This is a genomic window from Paenibacillus sp. 2KB_20 (assembly GCF_052115765.1).
GTDB lineage: Bacteria > Bacillota > Bacilli > Paenibacillales > Paenibacillaceae > Paenibacillus_AQ.
The window spans coordinates 81,297-103,897 of the sequence record NZ_JBFRHH010000003.1 but is presented as its reverse complement, the minus strand read 5'-3'; the positions used below and the strand labels follow the sequence as shown (position 1 = coordinate 103,897).

The 22,601-nt window shown below is 48.3% G+C and carries 29 protein-coding genes; 28 read left to right on the top strand and 1 reads right to left on the bottom strand.

Annotated features, from left to right (window positions below; translation table 11 throughout):
* The first annotated feature begins 22 nt into the window (after nucleotides 1–22).
* From AB4124_RS09780 to AB4124_RS09770, 3 genes are all read left to right on the top strand, one after another.
* A complete protein-coding gene (locus AB4124_RS09780; protein WP_076320941.1) occupies nucleotides 23–607 on the top strand; it encodes a CPBP family intramembrane glutamic endopeptidase in 585 nt (194 codons plus the stop codon).
* Nucleotides 608–800: 193 nt separating this feature from the next.
* On the top strand, nucleotides 801–1,019 hold the full coding sequence (locus AB4124_RS09775) for a hypothetical protein (RefSeq protein WP_339272143.1): 219 nt from the start codon (nucleotides 801–803) through the stop codon (nucleotides 1,017–1,019).
* Nucleotides 1,016–1,834 (top strand): metallophosphoesterase, encoded by an 819-nt coding sequence (locus tag AB4124_RS09770; protein WP_339272144.1) that lies wholly within the window; start codon nucleotides 1,016–1,018, stop codon nucleotides 1,832–1,834. Before AB4124_RS09775 ends, AB4124_RS09770 begins: the two co-directional genes overlap by 4 nt.
* 51 nt (nucleotides 1,835–1,885) lie before the next feature.
* On the opposite strand, the gene AB4124_RS09765 is transcribed toward AB4124_RS09770, so the two are convergent.
* Entirely contained in the window at nucleotides 1,886–2,797 is a 912-nt protein-coding gene (locus AB4124_RS09765; protein ID WP_441972620.1) for a polysaccharide deacetylase family protein, read from the bottom strand.
* Between the two features lie 93 nt (nucleotides 2,798–2,890).
* Between AB4124_RS09765 and AB4124_RS09760 the strand changes: the two genes are divergently transcribed.
* The 25 genes from AB4124_RS09760 to AB4124_RS09640 all read left to right on the top strand — a co-directional run bounded on the left by AB4124_RS09760 (nucleotide 2,891) and on the right by AB4124_RS09640 (nucleotide 22,596).
* Entirely contained in the window at nucleotides 2,891–3,265 is a 375-nt protein-coding gene (locus tag AB4124_RS09760) for a hypothetical protein (protein WP_379416131.1), read from the top strand.
* 201 nt (nucleotides 3,266–3,466) lie between these two features.
* Nucleotides 3,467–4,078, top strand: coding sequence for a genetic competence negative regulator (locus tag AB4124_RS09755; RefSeq protein ID WP_076320946.1), 612 nt, complete (start codon nucleotides 3,467–3,469; stop codon nucleotides 4,076–4,078).
* A gap of 57 nt (nucleotides 4,079–4,135) precedes the next feature.
* Nucleotides 4,136–4,831 (top strand): glutamic-type intramembrane protease PrsW, encoded by a 696-nt coding sequence (gene prsW, locus AB4124_RS09750; RefSeq protein WP_076320947.1) that lies wholly within the window; start codon nucleotides 4,136–4,138, stop codon nucleotides 4,829–4,831.
* Nucleotides 4,832–4,904: 73 nt separating this feature from the next.
* A complete protein-coding gene (locus AB4124_RS09745; RefSeq protein WP_009595221.1) occupies nucleotides 4,905–5,051 on the top strand; it encodes a hypothetical protein in 147 nt (48 codons plus the stop codon).
* 90 nt (nucleotides 5,052–5,141) lie between these two features.
* Complete coding sequence (ypeB, locus tag AB4124_RS09740; protein WP_339272147.1) at nucleotides 5,142–6,491, top strand: germination protein YpeB; 1,350 nt, start codon at nucleotides 5,142–5,144, stop codon at nucleotides 6,489–6,491.
* Nucleotides 6,492–6,698: 207 nt separating this feature from the next.
* The gene (locus AB4124_RS09735) at nucleotides 6,699–7,352 is read left to right on the top strand and encodes a flagellar brake protein (RefSeq protein WP_441973031.1); all 654 of its coding nucleotides are present in this window, start codon (nucleotides 6,699–6,701) and stop codon (nucleotides 7,350–7,352) included.
* Between the two features lie 64 nt (nucleotides 7,353–7,416).
* Complete coding sequence (locus tag AB4124_RS09730; RefSeq protein ID WP_076320950.1) at nucleotides 7,417–7,704, top strand: DUF5359 family protein; 288 nt, start codon at nucleotides 7,417–7,419, stop codon at nucleotides 7,702–7,704.
* A 176-nt stretch (nucleotides 7,705–7,880) separates the two neighbouring features.
* Nucleotides 7,881–8,561, top strand: coding sequence for a (d)CMP kinase (gene cmk, locus AB4124_RS09725; RefSeq protein ID WP_441972617.1), 681 nt, complete (start codon nucleotides 7,881–7,883; stop codon nucleotides 8,559–8,561).
* 21 nt (nucleotides 8,562–8,582) lie between these two features.
* The gene (locus AB4124_RS09720; protein ID WP_441972615.1) at nucleotides 8,583–9,173 is read left to right on the top strand and encodes a lysophospholipid acyltransferase family protein; all 591 of its coding nucleotides are present in this window, start codon (nucleotides 8,583–8,585) and stop codon (nucleotides 9,171–9,173) included.
* 120 nt (nucleotides 9,174–9,293) lie between these two features.
* Nucleotides 9,294–10,511 (top strand): 30S ribosomal protein S1, encoded by a 1,218-nt coding sequence (rpsA, locus tag AB4124_RS09715; RefSeq protein WP_076320953.1) that lies wholly within the window; start codon nucleotides 9,294–9,296, stop codon nucleotides 10,509–10,511.
* 211 nt (nucleotides 10,512–10,722) lie between these two features.
* Nucleotides 10,723–12,045, top strand: a complete 1,323-nt coding sequence (der, locus tag AB4124_RS09710) for a ribosome biogenesis GTPase Der (protein ID WP_076320954.1) — start codon at nucleotides 10,723–10,725, stop codon at nucleotides 12,043–12,045.
* An 11-nt stretch (nucleotides 12,046–12,056) separates the two neighbouring features.
* Nucleotides 12,057–12,683, top strand: a complete 627-nt coding sequence (gene plsY, locus AB4124_RS09705) for a glycerol-3-phosphate 1-O-acyltransferase PlsY (protein ID WP_430113059.1) — start codon at nucleotides 12,057–12,059, stop codon at nucleotides 12,681–12,683.
* Nucleotides 12,676–13,716 (top strand): NAD(P)H-dependent glycerol-3-phosphate dehydrogenase, encoded by a 1,041-nt coding sequence (locus AB4124_RS09700; RefSeq protein WP_076320956.1) that lies wholly within the window; start codon nucleotides 12,676–12,678, stop codon nucleotides 13,714–13,716. The genes plsY and AB4124_RS09700 overlap by 8 nt, the downstream gene beginning before the upstream one ends.
* Nucleotides 13,717–13,779: 63 nt before the next feature.
* The gene (locus tag AB4124_RS09695) at nucleotides 13,780–14,055 is read left to right on the top strand and encodes a stage VI sporulation protein F (protein WP_076320957.1); all 276 of its coding nucleotides are present in this window, start codon (nucleotides 13,780–13,782) and stop codon (nucleotides 14,053–14,055) included.
* A gap of 142 nt (nucleotides 14,056–14,197) precedes the next feature.
* Nucleotides 14,198–14,377, top strand: coding sequence for a DUF2768 family protein (locus AB4124_RS09690; protein WP_071223929.1), 180 nt, complete (start codon nucleotides 14,198–14,200; stop codon nucleotides 14,375–14,377).
* Nucleotides 14,378–14,418: 41 nt separating this feature from the next.
* The gene (locus AB4124_RS09685; protein WP_441972611.1) at nucleotides 14,419–15,003 is read left to right on the top strand and encodes a hypothetical protein; all 585 of its coding nucleotides are present in this window, start codon (nucleotides 14,419–14,421) and stop codon (nucleotides 15,001–15,003) included.
* 69 nt (nucleotides 15,004–15,072) lie between these two features.
* Nucleotides 15,073–15,432: a 2Fe-2S iron-sulfur cluster-binding protein gene (locus AB4124_RS09680; RefSeq protein WP_071223933.1), complete on the top strand. Its 360-nt coding sequence runs from the start codon at nucleotides 15,073–15,075 to the stop codon at nucleotides 15,430–15,432.
* A gap of 23 nt (nucleotides 15,433–15,455) precedes the next feature.
* Nucleotides 15,456–16,208, top strand: coding sequence for a hypothetical protein (locus AB4124_RS09675; protein ID WP_379416183.1), 753 nt, complete (start codon nucleotides 15,456–15,458; stop codon nucleotides 16,206–16,208).
* Between the two features lie 604 nt (nucleotides 16,209–16,812).
* Nucleotides 16,813–18,291 (top strand): stage IV sporulation protein A, encoded by a 1,479-nt coding sequence (gene spoIVA / locus AB4124_RS09670; RefSeq protein WP_076320959.1) that lies wholly within the window; start codon nucleotides 16,813–16,815, stop codon nucleotides 18,289–18,291.
* 259 nt (nucleotides 18,292–18,550) lie between these two features.
* On the top strand, nucleotides 18,551–18,823 hold the full coding sequence (locus AB4124_RS09665) for an HU family DNA-binding protein (RefSeq protein WP_006209463.1): 273 nt from the start codon (nucleotides 18,551–18,553) through the stop codon (nucleotides 18,821–18,823).
* Between the two features lie 84 nt (nucleotides 18,824–18,907).
* Nucleotides 18,908–19,132, top strand: a complete 225-nt coding sequence (gene mtrB, locus AB4124_RS09660; protein WP_071223937.1) for a trp RNA-binding attenuation protein MtrB — start codon at nucleotides 18,908–18,910, stop codon at nucleotides 19,130–19,132.
* Between the two features lie 172 nt (nucleotides 19,133–19,304).
* Nucleotides 19,305–19,877: a DoxX family membrane protein gene (locus tag AB4124_RS09655; protein WP_339272151.1), complete on the top strand. Its 573-nt coding sequence runs from the start codon at nucleotides 19,305–19,307 to the stop codon at nucleotides 19,875–19,877.
* Between the two features lie 127 nt (nucleotides 19,878–20,004).
* A complete protein-coding gene (locus AB4124_RS09650; RefSeq protein WP_441972607.1) occupies nucleotides 20,005–20,967 on the top strand; it encodes a 1,4-dihydroxy-2-naphthoate polyprenyltransferase in 963 nt (320 codons plus the stop codon).
* A 113-nt stretch (nucleotides 20,968–21,080) separates the two neighbouring features.
* Nucleotides 21,081–21,623, top strand: a complete 543-nt coding sequence (locus tag AB4124_RS09645) for a hypothetical protein (protein WP_339272153.1) — start codon at nucleotides 21,081–21,083, stop codon at nucleotides 21,621–21,623.
* A gap of 112 nt (nucleotides 21,624–21,735) precedes the next feature.
* Nucleotides 21,736–22,596, top strand: coding sequence for a heptaprenyl diphosphate synthase component 1 (locus AB4124_RS09640; protein WP_339272154.1), 861 nt, complete (start codon nucleotides 21,736–21,738; stop codon nucleotides 22,594–22,596).
* Nucleotides 22,597–22,601: the final 5 nt, after the last annotated feature.

Below are 22,601 nucleotides of genomic sequence, written 5' to 3'. Positions count from 1 at the left end.
ATGAAAGACAGGCCCATCTTCTATGAAAAAATTTAAAATACGCGTAAAAAGAATCGAGGCCCATCAATTAAATGATCGGCTGCTGCTTATTAATCTGTACCTTACCCAAGCATTGACGCTAATTGCAGGTTTGATCTGGATCCTGTTTCAGCAGAGGAATCCGTTTGGGCTCTTTATCATTCCGAAGGATATCGAGTTTGTATATTGGGGACTCGGACTTGCTGCAGCAATGCTGGTCGTGGATTTTGTATTATCCCGGTTTGTGTCAGAGGATAGTATGGACGATGGCGGAATTAATGAAATGTTGTTCCGGAAAAGGCCGGTTTGGCATATTTTTGTTATAGCTCTGATCGTATCCATCTGCGAGGAGTTATTGTTTCGAGGAGCCATCCAGCATGCGTTTGGACCATATTGGACTAGTATCTTGTTCGCACTAATTCATGTCAGATATTTAAAACATTGGCTTCCAACCGGATGGGTTTTCTTGAGCAGTTACGGTCTGGGTTACGTTTATATTCAAACGGGTACCATTTGGGCGCCCATCCTGTGCCATTTTCTGATTGATTTCATATCAGGAATGTTGATTCGGTTTCGGAGGAAAGAGTAACATGAACGAACTTAGCAGAATGCAGCGACATCAGAGCCGAAAAAAAAGCCGCAAGAACAAGTCAACGGCTCAATCAGAAAAAAGAGCGGCAGCGAAATCGCGACAAGCAGATGAAACATCGAGTCGATCTAAATCGCCACTCTCCACAAGTTCCGTGGAACAAAAGCACCAGAGGAGCAGCATAGGGGATGGATTGAGTCGTTCCAGATCGACCCGGTCTCGCCAGCGTCAAGCAGAGGAAGAAGCGTCTGCTCCTAAACGAACGAATACATATTCCTCGTATCGCGTAAGAATGAGCAAATGGTTTGTGAACTCATTGATCGTCATTTTCATATTGTTAATGGTGGGTCTTCTGTGGTGGGGACTTATCGGAGCGCCTCCATTAAAGGAATTGTTAAAGGAGTTATTATGAGTGTGTTGATGTGGATAGCAGGTGCTGCGGCGCTTGGTGCAGGCGCTATCGGCTGGATGAGGGCTGAAGCCAGGGGCTATCGGGTGCGTGAAGAAGAAGTGGTATCCGAACGTGTCCCTCACTCGTTTGACGGGTTTCGGATATTGTTCATTACCGATATACATCGCAGACAATTATCAGAAGAAAAGCTATTATCCAATCTATCATCGGTGGATTGCGTATTGCTTGGTGGAGATATTACGGAAAGAGGCGTGCCCCTTCAGCGTATGAGGCATAATATGTCGGTGCTGGTCCGTATCGCACCCGTGTATGCCGTCTTGGGGAATCATGATTTGAATGCAGGCAAGGACGCCGTCCGTAAAGTATTACGGGAGAGCGGCGTTACTCTGCTGAATGACAAGACCGTTACGTTAAAGCGCAGTAACGAGCTTATGGTTCTCAGCGGGGTAAGGCAGCCGGCAAGCCGGAAGCACCCGTATACAAGATTTCGGGGGAATGCAGCCGAAGACCAGTATCACATTATTCTGGTGCATGATCCAATATGGGTCAAAGACAAGGATGCGGTGCATGGGGATCTCGTGCTGGCGGGACATACCCATGGGGGGCAGATTGTACTGCCAGTTGCAGGAGCCGTTCGATTGACACGTTTCTACAAGAAGTTTAAATCCGGATGGTATACGCTGCCGAGAAAGGCCGGTGAAACCAAGCATTCTTCCAGGATGCTGATCAGCCGGGGATTCGGCACTTCGCATATCCCGCTGCGCTTGCAATGTCCCGCAGAATATCATGTGATTACACTACGCAAAAAACCTTAATTCGATCGTCAGATGGTGACGGTAGAATTAAGGTTTTTGTGTTTTCTCGGATTATCTTATTTTAGGTTCGATGAATTGCGGGTCCACGAAGCCATACCCTTTGGCTTCAAGCTTGGTCAGTAAGGTATCGAGGGCCTCTACGGTCCACGGAAGCTCATGCATCAGAATGTTGCTGCCAGGGTGAAGCTGTTCCAGCACATTATTGACTACGGCATCGGGTTTGTTTTTATTTTTGCTTTCCCAATCGAGCGAACCGTTGGACCAGGTCATGAACAGCAGGTCATGATTCAGGGCAACTTCCTTTACAGTATCTCCGCCGGAGCCGAACGGAGGACGGAAAAACTTCGGTTCCGATCCGGTCGCTTCCTTAACGATTTGCTGCACATCCCCAATCTGTTTCTTCACTGTCTGTTTGGTTTCTTTTTTTAGGTCGATATGATCCCAGGAATGATTCCCAATGATTTGACCGCGGTCATGGATCAGTTTCAACAGCTCTGGATGCGCCTTCGCACGGTATCCATTGACGAAGAAAATCGCTTTGGCATCATGTTTGTCCAGCGTGTCGATCATTTGGTTGATCATGGTTTCGTCCTTTGGGCCGTCATCAAACGTGAGCAGCACTACTTTTTCGGGGACGGACTCATCATTGGGGACGATGCGATACACCTTATTCATGTGATACTTCGGTTCAACCGGTGCCTCGGCACCGGGACTCTTGTCGGTTCCATCTGATGGGTCCGCGGATTTATCCACGTCAGGTTCGGCTTCAGGCTTGTCTGTTTCGGTTGCCTTCTCGGTACCTTCTTTCGGAGTGGACACTGCTCCAGAGGTTTCATTTTGCTGCGCTGCTCTGTCATTACCGACTTCCGTGGCCGCGCTTTGCTTCTGATCCATTCCGTTGTTGCCGCATGCGCTGAGCATAAGGCAGCAAGCCAGCAGAAGTGCTGTTCGTTTTCTAACCATGATTCCATCTCACTTTCCTGTATTTATGTAGCATGAGTTTCTGGCGGTGCGAGAACAATAATCTCGAGTTTATCATAGAAGGAGGTATCATGTGTGAAGACTTCGTCATTTCTATATGGTGTCATTATCGGTGCCGTTGCATGCCGAATCATTTCCCGGAATAACAGCAGACTTTTCTCCTCGATGATGAAAGATGGGAATCTTGGCCGATTTGCGGATACCGCGATGAGTAAAATTCAGGGCACTAAGAGCCAGAAGTACTCTGGCTCGAGCCAAGAAAGCGTGTCTCCCAGTTCAGGCCGACATGATTCCACTCATTCCAATGGAACTGCAGGGGTACAGACATCGACTCATTCGAAGGCTGCCAACCTGAAACAAGTCAAGGATTTCATCCGAAACAACCCTGATGTCAAGAACGAAGTCGAACAGATTTTGAAAGAGACCCACACCGTCATACCGGGTTTGTAAACGGCATGAACCATTTTGAATCATTCACGGGGAGCGGCCACATGAATCCCTGTGAATGATTCTTTTTTCTTCAGCTACATATTTGCGTGCATTTGTGGTTATTAAATGATAAAATCAATTATATAAAACCATTTTTATCACGTCATAATCCAGACATCATAATTTGTTATAAACTTTTGTTTACGTAAGGAGGATCCTGTCATGAAAATAGAGCGTTTGAGTCAAGATAAGATACGGATTTTCCTCACGTTTGACGATCTGAGTGAGCGAGGGATCCAGAAGGAAGAGATGTGGCAGGAAATACCGAAAGTTTATGACCTGTTTACGGAGATGATGGATCAGGCATACAGTGAACTCGGATTTGATGCCACCGGACCTCTTGCCGTTGAGGTGTTTGCACTGCCTGCCCAGGGCATGGTGGTTATTGTGACGAGAGGGAAATACGATCATCATTTCGGCGGCTTGTCCGAAGAAGATATGCCGGACGAGATTTATGAAATGGAAGTAACGCTGGATCAAAGTGATACTATCGTCTATGTTTTTCAAGATTTTGAAGTGCTCATTGAAGCATCGCATATGTTGAAGGATCTTGTAGGCGGAGCGGGTAAGCTCTATCACTATATGGATAGATGGTTTTTGTACTTCGATCCTGAGGAATTGGATAGCGAGAAGCTGCCGGCAGTGATTGCGATGCTGGCTGAATTCGGTGAATCCTCCTCAGTAACGGAGGCTATGCTGGAGGAATACGGAAAGAAAGTCATGCCTCAGCAAGCGATTGAGGTTATCTGTACACACTTCCAGCGTCAGCATTAATCAAGGTGGGCGTGCGTGCCGGACTTCAGGCCCGCAACTAACGGAAGGGGAATTTTAGTGCTGGTGTTCTCGGTAATTGCGTCAGCTTTGGCGCCGGGACTCGCATTGCTCACGTATTTTTACCTGAAAGATAGGTATGATCAAGAGCCCCTGCACATGGTGATCAAGGTGTTCATGCTAGGGGTTCTGATCGTTTTCCCGGTTATGATTTTGCAGCGGGGAATGATACTATGGCTTGGCGACAATCCGGTAGTCAACTCATTGTTCGTTTCGGCGGGCGTTGAGGAATTTCTGAAATGGTTCGTGATGTACCATATTATTTTTAACCATACGGAATTTGACGAGCCTTATGACGGCATCCTTTATGCAGTGGCGATATCGCTGGGATTTGCTACGGTAGAGAACTTGCTTTACGCCTGGTACAGCCAGGCAGCCTTTGGTCCGATGTTCTTGCGAGCCCTGCTGCCCGTTTCGGGGCATGCGATGTTTGGCGTCATCATGGGATACTACATGGGACATGCGAGGTTCACGGAAGGGAAACGAAGAAGGTTCTTTCTCGTTCTATCCTTGTTCCTGCCTTGGATGTGGCATGGTCTGTACGACCTGATTCTGAATCTGCTGACCCACACATGGGTATGGTTTATCGTACCGCTTATGGTGCTGCTATGGTATGGCGGCATGGGCAAAATTTCTAGAGCTAACAACCGTTCTCCTTTTCGTTTCATCAAGCGGGAGGAAGAGGTTAACACTTAACAAATCAGGGCACACTTCTTTCTATAGACCTCGGTTGACAGCCAGGGAATCATAGAAAGGGAGGTGTCTTTTTTTGCGTGTAAAAGTGAAAATTCTTTGTAAGGATTGCGGTGAACGTTTTGTGCTGCGGGGAAAAAAGGAGCAGGGCCGGATCGAAACCGGATTTAAGCAGTGTCTGTGCAACAATCGCGATCACTTCGATATTGAGGAAGATTTCTAAAGGGTGAAGGAATTATACAGATATGCATAAGACTTCTTTCTTCTAGTCAAACTAACGGCAGTGAGTAGAAGAAAGGAGACTATAAGCATCATGTACAAACGATTAAGCGCTATTCTGTTTCCTGTGGCCACAATTTTATTGATCGGGGCTCTGGTATGGGGTTATCAAGAGAATAAAGAGAAAAACGCCATATTGATTAATGCGGAGAACCAATACCAACGGGCATTCCATGACTTGTCGTACAATATGGACAGGATTCATGCCGAGCTCGGCAATACGCTTGCGGTAAGTTCTACCTCCCAAGGGATGCACCGGAAGGGCTTGATGAATGTATGGCGCCTAACCAGCCAGGCTCAGAATGAGATCAGCCAGCTGCCGCTTACGCTCCTTCCTTTCAACAAGACGGAAGAGTTCCTTTCCCGAATTTCAAATTTTGCTTACAAAACAGGTGTACGCGATTTAACGAAGGAGCCGCTCAGTGAGGGTGAAGTCAAAACGTTGAAATCCTTGTACGCCAACTCCGGTGAAATTACGAAGGATTTGCAGCATGTGCAGAATAAGGTTATCGCAAACAGTTTGCGCTGGATGGATGTAGAGACGGCTCTGGCTACGAATAAAGTCCAGGACAACTCCATTATTGACGGCTTCAAAACGGTGGATAAAAAGGTGGAGTCCTACCCTGAGCTTGACTGGGGACCATCGGTAAGCAGCATTTATGACCGCCGTTCTGTGAAGCAATTGGCGGGTATGCCGATATCGGAAGCGGATGTGAAGCGTAAAGCGCTGAAGTTCTCCGATGTGGGTAATAATGCCAAAGTACAAGTGACGAAGAACGGCAGTGGCACCGAGTGGGTATCTTATACGGCGAAGGTGCAACATCCGAAGGGTCATATGCTCAGCATGGACTTTACCGAAAAAGGCGGACAGCTGATCTCTTATACAGATGAGCGGAATGTTGGTGCGAAGAAAGTGTCCGTTCAAAATGCTATCGACAAAGCCCAGCAATTCCTGACAAAAAAAGGCTATTCCGACATGACGGTTGTTTCGGCGGACCAATATGACAACCTGGCCAACTTCTCCTTTGTCCGCGAAGAGGACGGCGTGCTGATTTACCCTGAAAAAATTACCGTTCGTTCGGCTCTGGATAATGGGGATGTCATTGGATTCCAGGCCAGCGACTTTGTGTACGAGCATCAAATCAAGCGAGAAATCCCGCAGCCGAAACTTAGTCTTGCCGAAGCGGAGAAGGTCTTGAATCCTGAGTTCAAAGTGCTCTATCACCGTAAGGCCTTAATCAAAAACGATCGCTCCGAGGATGTTCTGTGTTATGAGTTCGGCGGGCGAATCAACGGGTCCCAATACCGAATTTACATTAATTCGGATACCGGCCTTGAGGAAACGGTTGAGGTCGTCAAGGATGCACAGGCAGGAATTAGATAATCAAAGCATTGCGCGTTTGAAGCCGGTTCAGGAGATAACCTGAATCGGCTTTTTGCTTGGATGAAGGAGCTGAAAGAGCGGGGAGAGTCCCATGTTTCCCAAGGTTAGACAGGATTCGACCTTAATTTGAAGATTTTGTCCTATGGACCGCGGCATCCCATGATATAATGGAAAATAATGATTATGATGAATTAGTGGGTGAGCGCATTGTATCCAAAGATTAACGACATCCTTTATATCCAGTTGGATACGGGGGATGAGAAGGAAGCCAATATTGTATATAAATCCCGCATCTCCGACATGGATGACGAATCGATGTATATGGAGGTTCCGCTGCAAGAAGGAACAGGCAAGCTGAAAAAGCTATACATCGGGGACGAGCTGTCCGCTTATTTTTTAACGGAAGGGGGAGTTAAGAATTTCTTCAATTCCTACGTCCTGAGTCACCATGAGGATATTATTCGTCTGGTTCGGATCAAGAAGCCGGAGCAGGATCAAATTACGAAGGTACAGAGAAGAAGCTTCCTAAGGGTGCAAGCCGAGCTCGAGGTAGCAGTCATGACCAAAGAAGGCACCCAGTTTTTAGCCAAAACCGATGATGTCGGCGGCGGTGGCGTATCCTTTTATCTGCAGCCGGATCATACGATTACGGAAGGGAGTGTACTGACATGCTGGATACTCATCCCGTTTAAGAACGGATCCGTGGAGCATGTTCCGTTTGAAGGCGAGGTTGTGAGGGTGAAGGAGCTGCCTACCAATCGACGCATCGTGATGCTGAAGTTTAGTCAGATCGCGGATATGGAGCGCCAGAAGCTGATTCGTTATTGTTTTGAGAGACAGTTTGATTTTCGCAATCGTTAATGCATAAATAGGACATGCCGGTGGCACACTATCCGAAAAAATTGTCCCGGAGGGGCTGTCTGCCATGTCAGAAGTAGTAAACGATCAAGACCGTCTGCTTGAAAAAACAAGACTGGAAGTTAAGCATGAAGAGAAGGGACAAGCTCTGCATGACCGATATGGAATCATGCTGCTTAAGCTGCTGATCTGGCTTGTACTTGCCCTGGTGATCACCCAGCTGCTATTACATTATGAGCCTAGCCGGCCCTATATTTCGCCCATTCAGCAGATGGAGGGTGTTCCCGTTAACGAGCCAAATGTAAACGATTGGATGGGGGAAAACACCCCTTCTCTTTTGCATCACTCTAGCTAGTGTGGTATAATTTTCACGTCGCAGGCGGGCGCCTGCTTTTTTCTTGAAATATAAGATTGCGCCTTTGTTTCATCCGCGCTTTCTTATAAGTTTTCACTAGAGAAACGGTGATCCCGTCCGTAACGGATGGTAAGCCCTTTCGATTTCGAGGTATATGTTTGAGGAGGAATGCCCCGTTGGTTACGCAGGGGACAGGTTATCGCGACAGAATTAATATTGCCATCGACGGTCCGGCAGGCGCGGGTAAAAGCACCGTAGCGCGTATGGTAGCCAGCAGGCTCCATTACATCTACGTGGATACCGGAGCCATGTACAGGGCAGTCACCTGGTTCATGCTGAACCAAGGGATTTCTCCAGAAAATCCCGAAAAAGTGCTTCAACACGCACAAAACATGGTGATTGAATTAAAACCGCATGAACATGGTCAAATGGTCTGGCTGAACGGGGAAGACGTCACACCATATATTCGTTCACATCAGGTTAGTGCAGTGGTATCCCAATATGCACGAATCGAGGGTTTGCGGATAAAGCTTGTCCGTTTACAGCAGCAAATGGCACGAGACAAGGGCGTTGTCATGGATGGACGTGACATCGGCACTACGGTTTTGCCGGATGCCGAGGTGAAGATTTTCATGACGGCCAGTGTCGAGGAACGTGCTCTCCGCCGCTTCAATGAGTTGAGTGATGAAGGTATATCGCTGGAACAACTGGAAAGAGATATCGCAGAACGTGACAGGCTTGACCAGGAACGTGAAGTGTCGCCGCTCCGATGTGCAGAGGATGCCATCATACTGGATACGACACATATGGATATCAACCAGGTTGTGGAAGCAATTCTTTCATATTGCGAAACTTAAGTGGGATGGGGAGAAATGGGCATGATTTATATTTTTTGCAGAGCGGTGGTCCGCGGTTTGTTCGCTATTCTCTACAGATTCGAATCTGTCGGCGTACATAACATACCTTCAGAAGGCGGCGTGCTAATCTGCAGCAATCATATTAGCATTCGAGATCCGATATCTGTCGGCATTCACGTCAAGCGCCAGGTTAAGTTCATGGCCAAAGCGGAACTGTTCAACATCCCGGTGTTCGGATGGCTGGTTCGTCAGCTTGGAGCATTTCCGGTCAAGCGTGGCGGAGTAAGTAAAGATTCGATCAAAACCGCGCTCACGATATTGCGCACGGGTGAGATCATGGGCATTTTCCCTGAGGGGACGCGTAATTCCGATTCAACGGCGGCCAAACGGGGTGCGGCAAGCTTCGCTCTCCGCAGTGGGGCGACGGTCATACCGGCTGCTATCATTGGAGATTACAAGCTTTTTCGCAAAGTGAAGATCATCTATGGTGCACCTGTGGATCTATCTCGGTTTGAAGGTGACAAGTCACCGGAAGCTCTGGATGCGGCAACCGAGTTGATCATGGCCAAGATTCACGAAATGCGCGCAAGCGGCAAACCAACCATGAACTGATTTATTCGCTTCATGCATAAAAAGCATGGGAAGATTGGAAAGATACTACAGCAATTATGTTTTGAACTTCGCCAATGCGAGTTTAAATAAATGGGGTTTGAATTGAGGAGGTTATTTGACATGTCGGAAGAAACAAGAAATCAAGAGGCTGCTGAAAACCAAGAGCAGCTGGACCAAATCGTATCCTTGAAAAAAGGGGACACCGTGAAAGGGACGATCGTCAAACTGGAGGACAACCAAGCTTATGTAAGCATTGGATATAAATATGACGGCGTAATTCCTGTTCGCGAACTGTCTTCTGTACAACTTGATAACGCATCTGATGCGGTTCAGGTTGGCCAAGAGGTAGAGTGCAAAGTCGTTAGCATTAACGACGATAAGGAAAGCCTGGTTCTTTCCAAGCGCGCGATCGACACCGAGAATTCATGGGAAGAGCTTGAGAAGCATTTTGCGGATCAGGACGTATTCGAAGTAACGGTGGCTGACGTGGTTAAAGGCGGACTCGTAGCTGATGTTGGTGCACGCGGATTTATTCCTGCATCCATGGTAGAGCGTCATTTCGTTGAAGACTTCAGCGACTACAAAGGCCGCACGCTTCGCGTGAAAGTGAAGGAACTGGACCGCGAGAACAACAAAGTGATTCTTTCCCAGAAGGATGTTCTGGAAGAAGAGTTCGAAGCTAACAAACAAAAAGTGATGTCCGAGCTTCAAGATGGCCAAGTGCTGGAAGGTACAGTACAACGCCTTACGCAATTCGGCGCATTTGTTGATGTTGGCGGCGTAGACGGATTGGTTCACGTATCCGAGATCGCTTGGAGCCACGTCGACAAGCCTGCTGATGTATTGTCCGAAGGCGATCAAGTGCGTGTGAAGGTACTGAAAGTGGATCCTGAAAAAGGAAAAATCAGCCTCAGTATCAAAGCAGCGGCTCCAGGTCCTTGGGAAACAGCTGGCGAGCAATTCAACACTGGCGACATCGTAACTGGCGTTGTTAAACGTTTGGTTAATTTCGGAGCTTTCGTTGAACTGGCACCAGGTGTTGAAGGTTTGGTTCATATCTCCCAAATCTCTCACAAGCATATCGGTACACCGCAAGAAGTATTGAAAGAAGGCCAAGAAGTTCAGGTTAAAGTGCTTGATATCAACACTTCTGAGCAACGTATCAGCCTGAGCATCAAAGAAACGGAAGAAGCACCAGCTCAAGCTCCTCGAGCTGAAAAACCGTCCAAAGGTCCTAAAATCGACCTGAAAGACAATCCGAACGTTTCTTTGAACAATCAAGGCATGAGCGTTACGCTTGGAGAGCGTTTCGGCGATAAGCTGAGCAAATTCAAGTAAGCCCGGGAACAGTTTTGTTCGGTCTATTGACCTATCATAACGAAGTCGGCGAACCCAGAAATCTGGGTTCGCCATTTGTTTTTTTAGGGGACGAACGTTTGCGGATGTTGTAACATGGGGAAGAGCATAATAGAAATAAAGATGAAAGGTTAGCCAATTGTAACGTTTTTTGCTATGATGATAATCGTAAGAATTGACAGGAGGAGTGACTATGGCAAGACCCGTAGTGGCTATCGTTGGACGGCCTAACGTCGGTAAATCGACTATATTTAACCGATTGATTGGCGACAGATTAGCCATCGTTGAAGATAAACCGGGTATTACCCGTGACCGGATTTACGGTAGTGCCGAATGGAATGGTAAAGCGTTCAGTGTCATTGATACCGGCGGTATTGAAATTGATGGCGATGACATGATATTGAAATCCATACGCATGCAGGCCGAGCTTGCAATTGAAGAAGCAGACGTCATCGTATTTATGTGCGATGCAAAGGCAGGGGTTACCCAATCGGACGAGGAAGTTGCACAGATTCTGTTCCGTTCAGGTAAACCTGTCATTCTAAGTGTAAACAAAGTGGATAATTTGAAGCGCGTTGATGATATCTATGAGTTCTATTCCCTCGGATTTGGCGATCCTGTCGGAATATCGGGCAGTCACGGCACAGGGATTGGCGACCTGCTGGACGTTGTAGTTGAGAATCTGCCTGAGCTGGAAGACGATGGATATGACGAGGATGTTATTCGAGTTGCCCTGATTGGCAGACCGAATGTGGGCAAGTCCTCCCTAGTTAATGCCATTTTGGGAGAAGAGCGTGTCATTGTCAGTGACGTTGCCGGCACTACACGCGATGCGATCGACACGCCGTTCGAGAAGGATGGGCAGCGGTATGTGCTCATCGATACGGCAGGCATGCGCAAACGCGGGAAAGTCTATGAGACCACAGAGAAATACAGCGTCATGCGTGCCATGCGCGCCATCGAGCGTGCGGATGTTGTTCTCGTCCTCATAAACGGGGAAGAAGGCATCATCGAACAGGACAAGCATATTGCCGGTTACGCCTATGAGGCCGGTAAAGCATCGTTGTTCGTTGTGAACAAATGGGATCTGGTCGAGAAAGAGGACAAAACGATGCAGCAGTTCGAGAAAAAGATTCGGGATCATTTCTTGTTCATGACCTACGCGCCGGTTGTGTTCTTGTCGGCCAAAACGAAGCAGCGCTTGCAAAAGCTGCTCCCTGTCGTTAAGCATGTGGCTGATCAGCATTCACTTCGCATACAGACACACCTCCTTAACGATGTCATATCCGATGCGATTGCCATCAATCCGCCTCCAACGGATAAGGGAAGAAGATTGCGTATTAACTACTCAACACAGGTTGCGGTTAAGCCGCCGACCATGGTCGTATTCGTCAACGATCCTGAATTGATGCACTTCTCATATGAGCGTTACCTTGAGAACAAGATTCGGGCCGCGTTTGACTTTGAAGGTACACCCATCAGGATATTTACTCGAAGAAAGTCTGATGAGAGTTAGGGGAGAATAGCTTGATTTTGGAGATCGTAGCGATAGTAGTGTGTTATTTACTCGGTTCGGTAAGCTTTAGCGTACTGCTTGCCAAAATCCTGAAAGGGATTGACATTCGTCAGCATGGCAGCGGCAACGCTGGGGCAACCAATACCCTTCGCGTCCTGGGAAAGGGACCTGCGATACTTGTATTGGTCTTGGATGTAATTAAGGGCATCGCTGCGGTTTGGATCGGACGATGGCTTGGGGGGGACAATGCATGGCTGCCGGGATTGTGCGGTATTGCGGCCATTATCGGTCATAATTGGCCTCTATACTTCCGCTTTCGAGGCGGCAAAGGGATTGCAACCGCCATTGGGGTGCTTGCTACGCTTTGCTTTATACCTGCGGTTATAGCAGGCATTATCGCAATTCTATCCATTGTTTTTACCCGTTATGTATCTTTGGGTTCCCTTATTTTTGTAGTGCTTACCCCTGTTTTTCTATTGATCGCGGATTATTCGTGGCCAATCTTTTGGACGAGCTTCATCATATGTGTATTCGCCTTCTGGCGGCATCGCTCGAACATCGTGAAGCTTGTGCAGGGGCGTGAAAACAAGCTGGGTTCTGGAAAAGGAAAGGGCAAAGGAGGGAAGCGCGTTGTCTGACAAAGTCGCTGTTCTGGTGGCAGGCAGTTGGGGAACCGCTTTGGCAAGTGTTCTCGCTTCTAATAATCTGGATGTTGTCGTCTGGACAAGAACAGAGGAACAGACTCGTGAAATCAACGAGTCCCATACCAACAACCGTTATTTACCCGGGGTGGAGTTATCACCGAATATCCGCGCTACAACCGATATGAAAGAGGCTGTCTCGTCGGCTGCTGCTGTGGTTATCGTTGCACCTTCGTCCGCGATGCGGGAAGTGTCGGGGCAGCTGAAGCAGTTTTGGACAGAGGACATGCTGGTGATTCATGCGACCAAAGGATTTGAAATTGAATCCTTGAAGCGGATGTCCACCGTCATATCCGAGGAGCTTGGCTGTGAGGAAGGCCGCGTAGTAGTATTATCAGGACCCAGCCATGCGGAGGAAGTGGTCAGACGCTGCCCGACAACGGTCGTTGTGGCGTCTTTGGATGCCGAGGCGGCTGTAGCCGCTCAGGATTTGTTTATGAACACATATTTCAGAGTGTACACGAATCGGGATATGATTGGTGTTGAGCTGGCCGGGGCCTTGAAGAATATCATTGCTTTGGGCGCCGGGATGTCCGACGGACTGGGCTTCGGTGATAATGCCAAGGCAGCGCTTATTACGAGAGGTTTGGCGGAAATTTTGCGAATCGGCATGGAAATGGGCGCGAATCCGCTGACATTTGCCGGGCTGGCCGGGATCGGTGATCTCGTGGTTACCGCCACCAGCCAGCATAGCCGAAATTGGCGAGCTGGCTCGATGCTGGGTCAGGGTAAGAAGTTAGACGAGGTTCTGGGTTCCATGGGAATGGTTGTGGAAGGCATTCGAACGACCCAAGCCGCACATGCCATCTCCGAGAAATACGGCGTACAGATGCCGATTGCCGATCAGCTGTACCATGTGTTGTTTAAAGACCGCAATCCCCGCATTGCCGTTGAAGCCTTGATGGGCCGGGACCCCAAGACCGAGATGGAATTGATGCCGCTTGAAACTTGGGAGCAATGGCACACTTAGCTTATTCACCATTTCGATGATTGACTCATATATTGATGTGAGGATGTCGGAGGAGGGGTGGATATGAGCAAAAGCTTTCACAAGGATGTACTGAGCGCGATTAACAAGAAGAGCGGCAAGAAAATTTCTTCAGGGGCTGTCAATAAGCTGGCTAGCACGGTTAAACCGTCTACAATGCAAAATGAAGCCCAGCTCCGCCAGCTGATCAAGCAGGTATCTTCGATGGCGAACATACCTGTTAGTGAGGACACGATCCAGGAGATTGTCGGTGCGGTGAAGAAGAGTGGCATGAATCCGAGCAATATGGAAGCCTTGATGAAAATGATGATGAACAAATAAGATACGATGATAATGTTGAACAAAAGACGCTCCTGATGGGATAGCGGCTTTTGTTCTTTTTTTCGACATACCTGAGGTGAGGCTCTATCATTTTCGTGATATAATAGGTTGAAATTGATGAAAGATTGGAGAGTTTCGTGACATGGATCCAATGCAAAAGATGTGGCTGTCCCTAGTCGCATTATTGATTATGGCACTATCGGTCATCGTGGTTACGCTTGCGCGAAGCAAGACCAAGGGTTTTCTGCGCGGGGCACTGTCGTTCGTAGCCTTTATGATGATGATTTTCGGTTTTATTATTGGACTGGCCTCCATCATATAACGAAGGAAGCCGATCTGGACGATACGGTAAAGGGGTGCAGCATGACGCTGAATGATCTGCCGGAATTGGAGAATGTGTTAGCTACCGCCATTCATAAGATGAATCAGGCGCCTATTGCTTGGCTGCTAGGTGGAAGCTGCAGCTTGCTTCTTCAGGATGTAACATTGGACAAGCCGCCGAGAGATATCGATATCTATACCGATGCAGGGGGTGTACAGCCTTTGCATGAGTCGCTGGCTTCTATGGCCGTGGATGCTCCCCACTTAGACCAAGAAGGGATATATTCCTCGATACTGAGCCACTATGAAATAGAGAAAGTCCCGATTGAACTGGTAGGCGGATTTGAAGTGAATTCAAACGGGTCCTCCTACTGCGTTGAGATCGATCAATTGCTGTATCCTGCAGCACTAGAGAGTCATATACAGGACGTCACGGTGCGCCTGATGCCGTTATCCCATGAACTGGTGTTTAATGTACTTCGAGCCAGGCCGGATCGATACGTCGCCATTGGGGAAGCGATCCGGCGGGACATGGACCGTCATATGCCGCTTCTGCAGCAGTTGTTAAGCCGGAACCATCTGCATGGGGAGCATCGAATGGTTTTGAACCGATTAACTGGATTGTAACCGAAGTGCTGTGAAAAATGGCCAGGGAGCTTAGCAGAATGTGTACATAAGAAAAGGAGCGCGTTACCGTTGGACTACGAGGTATTATTTCAGCCGGATCAGAAAAAGGTCAAGGTTCGTCCGCACACGAATGTTCTGGATGCCTCGCGTCGGGCGGGTGTGCGTATTCCTACCCGTTGCGGAGGCAAAGCCGGTTGTTTGATGTGCAAGATCATCGTTCCGAGCGAGGAACGCGATCATTGCTCTGCGCCTGAGCCCAAGGAAATCAGGAAGTTGGGGACATCGATGATTGAACAAGGCTACCGGCTATCCTGCCAGACGAGAATTACGAATCACATTAAGGTAATGATTCCCGAGGATCCGCTCAAAGCTGCGATACGCAAACAGCTGGAAGCTGCGAGAAACCGGGAGTCCGATGACTTTATTTAAAGCGAGGATGATGTTAGTTGAGTATGATCACTTGGATGACCCAAGCGGCAGGCCGTTCGAAGCGGACGTCTGCAGTCTTAATCCTGGTGCTGTTTCCGATGTTGCTGACAGGATGTCTTTATCCTGACGAGAAATTGCAGGAGAACAAGGTTTCGTATAGGGAAAGTGTCAAACGGATACAATCGGCTGTAGATGACTTTTATAAAGAACAAGGAATCTTGCCGATAATTACAGCGGGTCCGGAAATTCCGCGGTATGAGAAATACCGGGTCGATATGGATCAGCTGAAGAACCGGGGATACATCGACCAAATTCCGGATACGGCATTTGAGAAGGGCGGCAGCGGATATTTTCTCATTATTAATGAGGAAACCGAGCCAACCGTGAAGGTGATGGACTTAACCACGGCCCAGAAGGTGAATGACGTTCAGAGAGCCGTGAATTTGTACAAAATGGCGCATGACAATGCTCTCCCTGCAGGAGAAGCCCTCTACCCGGGGTATACGGCAGTGGACCTGTCCAAGACCGATGCCAAATCCATTACATTGATGAGTGTATACTCGGGTCAGGAGATGGCCTTTATGATGGATGAAGAGGGAACGGTGTATGCCGATTATGCCTTTGATATTATGCAGGCGATCCAGAAGAACGATTCCGACCCTCAAGAAGGAGAGGATTTACGGGTGTTCCTGGAGCAAGAATCCTATTATGTTCCTGTAAAATCCGTACCTTATACATGGAAGGATGGGCAGCCCGTTGCTCAGCCGCTATCCTAAACCTATACCCGCCGTTATCGGCGGGTATTTTTGTTGACTCTGCATGGTGACCCATATCAGTAGAGGAATGAGTATGCGGAAGCCATAATGCAGCCTACATTTTATCCTTGAGACCCTTCTTCGATAGACTTTTTTTGGAAATGGTTGAATCTCTTTGGAATATCTATTAAAGTGCGCGCATATTCATAATCTGAAAGAGTAGTGCGGGCAAGAGCCGGTTGCCCACATCATGAGGCATACGAAAACGTCTGAAGGCGCACAGCATGAAGATAAACCGCGCCCCAGCGGTAGTTTTCTTTACGGTATTCGATGACGGTGTCTAGTTGGTTTAGGCCTGTTCGATATCTTAAAAAAAACTGGACGGACTTTAAGGGGCAACCGTCATATTTTTGAACCCGGTACATATGATGTTACTAGTCCAAATGCATGTACGAGTTACGCCGCTTTGCCGTTTCCATCAAAACTCATGGAATACCGGCGGCGGGATGCTGGCGACATTGTAAAGGCTGCTCATCTGTTGCAATGGCTTTGGCTATGAGTGGAACACGAAGCGGATGCTCTTAAAGCATTTTTCCTTCGGAGTAATTTGAGGAGGGGATCTCTTTTGGAAAAAGTGGACATTTTTAAGGACATTGCCGAACGGACCGGAGGGGACATTTACTTAGGTGTTGTCGGTGCCGTCCGTACGGGAAAATCAACCTTCATCAAGCGGTTTATGGAGACGGTTGTTCTCCCGAACATTACGAACGAGGCGGATCGAGTAAGAGCTGTCGATGAGCTGCCTCAAAGTGCTGCAGGGAAAACAATCATGACAACCGAGCCGAAATTTGTGCCAAACAACGCGGTACAGATCAAAGTTACGGAAGGTCTTGAGGTCAACGTAAGATTGGTGGATTGTGTAGGCTATGCCGTTGAAGGCGCTAAGGGCTACGAGGACGAGAATGGCCCGAGAATGATCTCGACGCCATGGTTCGAAGAGCCGATTCCGTTCCAGGAAGCGGCAGAAATCGGAACCCGCAAAGTCATCCAGGAGCACTCCACACTTGGCGTGGTCGTCACAACAGACGGAAGCATTGCGGAAATTCCGCGAAGCTCTTATGTTGACGCTGAGGAACGCGTCATCGAGGAACTGAAGGAAGTCGGCAAGCCATTCGTGGTGGTCATCAACTCGACACGACCACGCAGTGAAGAAGCGCTTCAGCTGCGCAATGAGCTGGCTGAGAAATACGACATTCCGGTAATGACACTAAGTGCAGCTACGATGACCGAAGATGATGTAACCGGTGTTCTTCGTGAAGTATTGTATGAATTCCCAGTGCATGAAGTGAACGTCAATCTGCCTAGCTGGGTTATGGTGCTTAACGAGAACCACTGGCTGCGCAGCAACTATGAGAACTCGGTCAGAGATACCGTGAAGGATATCCGTCGTCTGCGTGACGTGGATCGGGTGGTCAGCCAGTTCATGGAGTATGACTTCATCAACCATGCTGGACTTAGCGGCATGAATATGGGTCAGGGCGTTGCCGAGATCGATCTCTTCGCACCTGACGAACTGTATGACCGGATCTTGATGGAGGTTGTGGGTGTCGAGATTCGCGGTAAAGATCATTTACTGCAGCTGATGCAGGAGTTCTCACATGCCAAACGGGAATACGACCGCTTCGCTGAAGCACTTGAAATGGTTAAAACGACAGGTTACGGTATCGCTGCTCCTTCCCTGGCTGAGATGGCGCTGGATGAGCCTGAGCTTATCCGTCAAGGCACTCGCTTCGGGGTTAGATTGAAAGCGACCGCGCCTTCCATCCATATGATTCGAGTCGATGTGGAATCCGAGTTCTCGCCGATTATCGGCACAGAGAAGCAGAGCGAAGAGCTTGTGCGCTATCTGATGCAGGATTTCGAGAACGATCCGATCAAGATTTGGGAATCCGATATATTCGGACGCTCGCTGCACTCGATCGTCCGTGAAGGCATTCAAGGCAAAATCGCGATGATGCCTGATAATGCGAGATATAAATTGCAAGAAACTTTAGGTCGGATCATCAACGAAGGTTCCGGCGGTTTGATCGCGATCATTCTTTAAGTGAGTATCGATAAGGTGTTGAATACGCAGTCGCTAACGGGTCTAAAGTCCCGATTAGCGGCTGTTTTTCGTGTTTTCTTTGGTTGGGCAGAGCAAAACGCTTGAAATTATGAGGTGGCTGTATTACTATAAATTTGTTCCGCGTCATGCATTCTAAACGCGAGATAGGGGTAAAATACCCGATTGCACGTATAATTTGCGGTAAAACGGAAACAGTGAATAGCAAGTGGAGCACATTCCTTGTTAGGGAGGTGAAAGAATGAATAAATCGGATCTGATTACACAAGTAGCTGAATCTACTGAGCTTTCCAAGAAGGATGCAACTAAAGCGGTTGATGCCGTTTTCGATGCAATCTCCGAAGCTTTGCAAAGTGGAGACAAGGTACAGCTGGTCGGCTTTGGCAACTTCGAGGTTCGCGAGCGTTCCGCACGGAAAGGCCGCAACCCGCAAACAGGTGAAGAAATCGAAATCCCTGCGAGCAAAATTCCTGCATTTAAACCTGGTAAAGCGCTCAAAGACGGAATCAAATAAAGATTTCTACATATTACCTAAGAGCACAGGTCGTGAATTCGTTCACGGCCTTTTCTTTTAGCTTACGGTGAGGAGGTCTGAACAATGGAGAACGTTCAAAACGGGGATTATTTTATCGTTAAAGCGCTGGACCATGGCGTGCAGGTGATTGGCCTTACCCGCGGTCAGGACACCCGGTTTCATCATACCGAAAAGCTGGACAAAGGCGAGGTCATCATCGCCCAGTTCACGGATCATACATCTGCGGTCAAAATCCGTGGCAAAGCTGAGGTCATGACCAAACACGGGAAGATTGAATCCGGCATCTGATTAGACTTATCATCTTGGCTAAGCCCCACCAAATTGGTGGGGCTTTTTTATGTTTGATGTTTCCGTGGAAAGATTGTGTGTTAATCAATTGTTAAATGACCCTTGTTGGATTCGCGAACGTTGTATATACTAGCGGAATGAATAAAAATACGAAAGGATGTTTAAAGAAATCATGGCAAAGCAATTTAGAGAGGGACAATATGTGGTGGTCCCTGAAAATCCGGTATCCCTGTTTCTGTTCAGCAGTACTCGCTCCGGCTGGATTTGGCTGCTCGTGAGGCTGTATCTCGGTTATTCTTGGTTAACGTCGGGGCTGAAAAAGCTGACAGCGGAAGCCTGGACGGGAAGCGAAGCCGGCGCGGCCATTCAGGGGTTTGTCGGGGGAGCGCTGGCTAAGGCGGAAGAGGGGAAGGACGTCACCGGATGGTATGCTTCTTTTCTCGAAGGGTTTGTGCTTCCCAACGCCAAGCTGTTTTCGTATATGGTGTCCTTCGGTGAGGTGTTGGTCGGACTCGGGCTGATTTTGGGTCTGCTGACGGGCATTGCCGCGTTTTTCGGCGGATTAATGAATGCCAGCTTTTTATTCGCGGGCACGGTAAGCTCCAATCCGTTATTCTTTATATTGGCCACATGGCTGGTAATGGCCTGGAAAGTGGCGGGCTGGTATGGTCTGGACCGTTGGGCGCTGCCGCTGCTGGGTACGCCTTGGAGCCGCAGGCGCAAGGATCAGGACATTTCGGAATAAATTTGATTTTACTCTAAAAGTAACATTCGTCACTTTTGCAACGCGTTTGTCAAGTACAATTCCAACAGACCGCGGCCATGAAATCCTTTAATCTGAAATCAGATCAATTGGATAAAGGATGATGGTCATGGGAATCCGAGCTTTTTTTAAACTGGTGGAAATTCAGACAAAGGTAGCCAGCATGATTCCGTTTCTGTTCGGAACTTTGTATGCACTGTTTCGTTTTCAGCAGTTCGATGGGTATCATTTTGCCCTGATGCTTGCATCATTGCTGTCGTTTGATATGGCAACGACGGCAATCAATAACTATTACGATTATAAAAAAGCGATTAAAAAGAACGGCTTCGGTTACGAGGAGCACAATGCCATTGTACGATATAATCTTAAGGAGCCTGCGGTGGTGTCCGTCATCATCTTGCTGCTCTTGACAGCCATTGGTGCGGGGATCGCACTATTCCTGTCTACGGGCTGGTTGATCCTGCTGCTCGGGGGATTGTCTTTTGCCGTAGGGATATTATATTCGTTCGGACCGATTCCGATCTCGCGGATGCCCCTAGGCGAGCTGTTCTCCGGATTGTTTATGGGATTTGTCATTATATTTATTTCGGCTTGGATCCATGTGGAGGGCAACCATCTGGCGGTTTTGGACCTGCACGGCAGCGTTCTGTCCCTTCAGGTGAATCTTCCTGAGGTACTGCTGCTGCTGGTGGTATCACTGCCGGCCATACTTGGGATTGCCAACATCATGTTGGCCAACAACATCTGCGACATGGATGAGGATATGGAGAACAAGCGGTATACGCTGCCGGTATATATAGGATTCAGACCTTCTCTAAAGCTGTTCCGAATGCTGTATTGCCTTGCTTATCTGGACCTGGCGGCTCTTCTCCTGATGAAGGTGCATCCCGTGTTAGTGTTTCTGGTGTTTGTCACCCTTGTCCCGATTTATAAAAAAAGCGCCGTTTTCACCGCCCATCCATCCAAAGAGAAGACATTTGTGATTGCGGTGCAAAATTTCGTGCTCATGAATCTGGCGCGGATCGCCGCGCTGGGGGTAGCAGTGGTATGGACTTCTCGACCCTTTTTCTAAACCGAATACGGTTCGTTTTACCTGAAGCAGGCATAGCCTGCTTTTTTTCTTTATACAATGAGGTATGGACTAATGAGGACCGGAAGAAACTAGGAATAGAGGAGGTTTAGGATATGAAGCACTGGCAATCTGTACGAGCCGTACTCCTGCCCGCGGCGATTGCATTCATCATACTCGCACTGTTAATGGGGCTTCAATCACAAGCCCGTTATAAGGTCGGCGCTGTGACAGCGGCGATACCCTATCACAGCCGCGAATTAAGCGATGCCGGATTAGTGGACTCCCTAAAGAATCTTCCTCTTCATCTAAAAATAAGTCGGGCAGATTATGATGAAGGCGCGTTGACGCTGGATATCAAATTGAGCGACCCCGCGGAGACGGCCGCCGAGGTTTATGAGGATATCGCCAGCATTATGTCCTTTACGTTCGAAGGAACGGATAATGTGCAGCAGTTGTATCTAAGAGTAGTAGCCATCGATCGTTGGGGAGGGAAGCGGTATATGCTGCTGGCTTCGAATATGAGCAAGGATACCTGGAACTCGCGCTATGCAGAAGCTCTAACCCAACTTGAGAACGGCGATGTTCCGCCATCTATTGCTGCCGCTCTTAACCTAACGTTTACGAATCTTTGGCTAAAGCAGTTCAGCAGCCCATGATAGGGGTAAAATAGTAAGTGACAGGGCATGTACGTGTCTTGAACATGTGTTATAATAGATTGGATTGTGGGCTCAATTGGACAAAAGAACATCAAGTGCACGGAGGCTGAGAATGAAATCGTATCGCGTACCAGAACTGGCAGAGAAATATTTAAATTATGATATGATTCAAAACCACACGGAACTTCCGAATTTTCCGGATGCCCGTGTTCATTTGCTATACATATTTTTAAAGGATTCGGGACGAAATCTTGCCGGTCATGAAGAATTGTACGCACTGGTTACCTCACTGGTTCAAGTGGGACTCGATACGCATGAGAGCATCGACGTTACGGAGGGCAATCAAGGAGAGGCGATGATGCGATCCCGGCAGTTAAAAGTGCTTGCAGGGGATTACTTCAGCAGTCGTTTTTATCAACTCCTTGCCTTAAAGGGCGAAATTGCTGTCATCTCGCTTCTTAGCAAGGCTGTTAGCGATGTGAACGTGTTGAAGATGAGATTGTACGGCAAAATGAAAAAAACGCTGCTGCCTTCTGAAGAATATCTACGGCTAACGGTACAGCTGAATATGCAGCTGTTTCTTTCTTTTACTCCGCTGCTTGAGAAGTCCGTACAAGAAACATGGGAGAAGCTGCTCAAAGAATTTACGGAATGTGAAACACTTGTGCGGGAGATGGAACGCTGTGCGACGCCTGAAATTGGCAGATGCGGTTACGTGTACTGGCATCTGATCGAATCGGGGAGCGACGAGGAACGGAGAATGCTGGTTGGCAAGAAGACGGATATGAAGGACTGGAGGAAGCTGATCCTGAAGCACAAGGTTTCGGAGAAGCTGCTGGACAAGCTGCGCGAATCCGTTAATGCCGTACAGCTGCTGCTGGCAAGCCGTGTAGGAGAGAGCCCGTACGCCGGTATGCTGGACCCGTTCCTGAAACGGCTCAGCACGTATAGGTCCGTCGTAAGTGAAGGGTAGGGGGA